The organism is Balneolales bacterium ANBcel1 (assembly GCA_029688905.1).
Classification (GTDB): domain Bacteria; phylum Bacteroidota; class Rhodothermia; order Balneolales; family Natronogracilivirgulaceae; genus SLLW01.
Genome location: JARULB010000018.1, coordinates 1 through 2,633 on the forward strand (window position 1 = coordinate 1; position 2,633 = coordinate 2,633).

At 48.0% G+C, this 2,633-nt stretch carries 2 protein-coding genes; both read left to right on the forward strand.

Annotated elements, in window-relative coordinates; genetic code table 11:
• Positions 1 to 395: 395 nt before the first annotated feature.
• Entirely contained in the window at positions 396 to 623 is a 228-nt protein-coding gene (locus QA596_12810) for a hypothetical protein (GenBank protein MDG5768332.1), read from the forward strand.
• Positions 624 to 1,081: 458 nt separating this feature from the next.
• Positions 1,082 to 2,633: hypothetical protein (locus tag QA596_12815; GenBank protein ID MDG5768333.1), on the forward strand; the 1,552-nt coding region annotated here is incomplete at its 3' end.

Here is a 2,633-nt window from a genome sequence, read left to right on the forward strand (position 1 = left end):
AAGCCGGTGATTTCACCGAAACAAGACAAATGACGCTGGTTAAATAGTCTTTTTAAACTCCTGAGCATTCAGGCACTATTTCCTGACTGGAAATAGTGCCTGTTATTCCTGTCGTATTAATCAAGATCTTATTATTTAAACATTTCTTAATCTTGAATACTCATGCATAAATCCTTTCTTGCATGACCCTTTTAGTTGTAAGATACTACACGCCAGGCTTTTAATTCACTTTTGAAATATTGGATGCTGGACCGCTGTAACAAATTAAAGATGTAACGCTCTTGTATACAAGGGTAAGTGTTGATTGTGATCTTTTAAAAAAGGGTTTTGTAAAAGGACGTCCTCCTTTAGATTGAAATACCATTTTTAATCACAAAATAAACGGAGGACGTCCTATGATCTACGTTGGAATTGATATGCATGCCAAAAATATGACCATTGCCGCAATAAAAGACAATGGCGAATTGCTCCCTTCGCAAAAGATTACCTGCCATGAAATGGCTCTGGAGCGTTTCTTTGACGAAATTGGGAAGCCGGTCCAGGCCGTTGTAGAAGCCACAGCCAACTTGTACTGGATCAGCGACTGGTGCCATGCCACAGGCAAAGTACCAACATGCTCTTGACTCATTTGAAAAAGCTCAAAGCCATATGCTATGCCAAAGTAAAGAACTAAGTCGTCGATGCCCGCACACTGGCCGAATTGTTGCTTGCTGGGTTGAACTTGGAAGTATGGCAGGTGGAGAATTATCAGCGCGATCTTCGTGAGACGATCCGCGGCCAGCTTTAGTTAATTGAATGTCGCACAGTCACTAAAAAACAAATATTTGGAACCTGTAAAAGGTATGATGCCGATCTGTAAAATACGGGTTTGTACGATCTGAATCGAATTCACCGGCTTTTGGTGGATCAACTGCCCAAAGGGGTCATATTGGAGATTTAAAGGTTATATGATCCAAACTTAAAAAGTACAGCTTAGATATCTGAGAAAATTTAATAATGAGGAGTATTTATGAATAACGTATATAAACCTTGCGACTTGCTGAATAGAAGAAGCTACATTTCTCTGTTGTCATTTTTATTGATGACTTACATCTCATCCTATGCACAGTTCACCGACGGCGACGGCAGCGAAGCAAATCCGTATCAGGTGGCCACATTGGAGCAGCTTCAGGCCATCGGTGAGCAGGAGAATCTGGATAAGCATTTCATCCAGACGGCCGATATTGACGCGTCGGAGACTGCGGACTGGAACGATGGCGAAGGATTCGAGCCGATTGGATCACGCCAGGATGACCCCTTCACCGGAGTCTATGATGGACAGGGATATGTTATCACCAACCTGACTATCCATCGGGAGGAGGAAGACAATGTCGGTTTGTTTGGCGTGACAGGAGGCGATACAGCAGTCATTCAAAATGTGCACCTCGAACAGGCAAGTATCCACGGGAAAAATTATGTGGGTGCAATTGCAGGAAACACGGAGGGGGCGATCCTGACGGGTTCCGGAGCGTCCGGAAGCGTAGCCGGAGAACACGGTGTCGGTGGCCTGATCGGTGAAGGATGGTGCGAGGTTGATTCATCTTATGCCCATGTCGACGTGTCGGGTGATGAATTCGTCGGAGGGCTTGTGGGTGGATCTCAATACTGGATGATATCGGAATCTTTTGCCACAGGGAATGTAAACGGCAACCGCTATGTTGGTGGGCTATCGGCGTTTAACGGTTACATGATTGAGTCATCGTACGCATCCGGAGAGGTCACAGGTGAGAGCTATGTAGGTGGGTTAACGGGGTATAATGCTTCGAGTGTGACCGGTCAGCCGGCTGTGATTCGCCAGTCATTTGCCACCGGCCTGGTAACGGGCAATGAGGATACCGGCGGCTTGTATGGCCGTACAGCGGGATCAGTTTACGGCGGATACTGGGATATTGATACAAGCGGAAAATCCTCTTTCAAAGAGGGATTAGATGAGGCCTTGTGGGGCCCGATAGTCGATGAATCTAAAGGCCTGACCACCGATCAGATGACCGGTCCGGATGCCTTTATCCACATGTACAAACTTGATTTCGATAATATCTGGCAATTGACCGAGGGCTACCCGGTCTTGAAATGGCAGGACCCCGATAATGCCGTGGACCAGCCTCAGGTGTCGATCATCCGAGTCGATACCGCGAAGCATGATTTTGGCCAGGTTAGCACGGACCGTTCCGGCACCGGGGAAGTGGCCATCCGGAATACCGGAAATACCCTGTTGAGTGGTGAGGTGTATCTCGCCGGATCGGATTCCGGCCTGTTTGCCATTGACGATGAGCTTTCCACTTTTTCATTGGAAGCCGGCAGTAGGCAGGACGTGGCGATTGCCTTCCAACCGGAAAGCGCGCAAAGCTATGAGGCCGAAATGCACATCGTGCACGATGCCCCGAACCGCAGCGATACGCTGATCGTACCGCTCGTCGGAGAAGGTAAAGAGCCCACTTTTGCAATGCCTGATTCTGACCGGCCACAGAAGGTGGCGTTGTATCAGAATTACCCCAACCCGTTTAATCCGGTTACGGTGATTCGCTATGACTTACTGGAAGGTCGTCAAGTTTCGCTGGTTGTCTACGATGTGATGGGCCGCCGGGTGGCCACCC

What these genes read in the sequence shown, in the direction of transcription:
- QA596_12810 (MDG5768332.1), top strand. Translation starts at nt 396, where the DNA reads ATGATCTACGTTGGAATTGATATGCATGCCAAAAATATGACCATTGCC.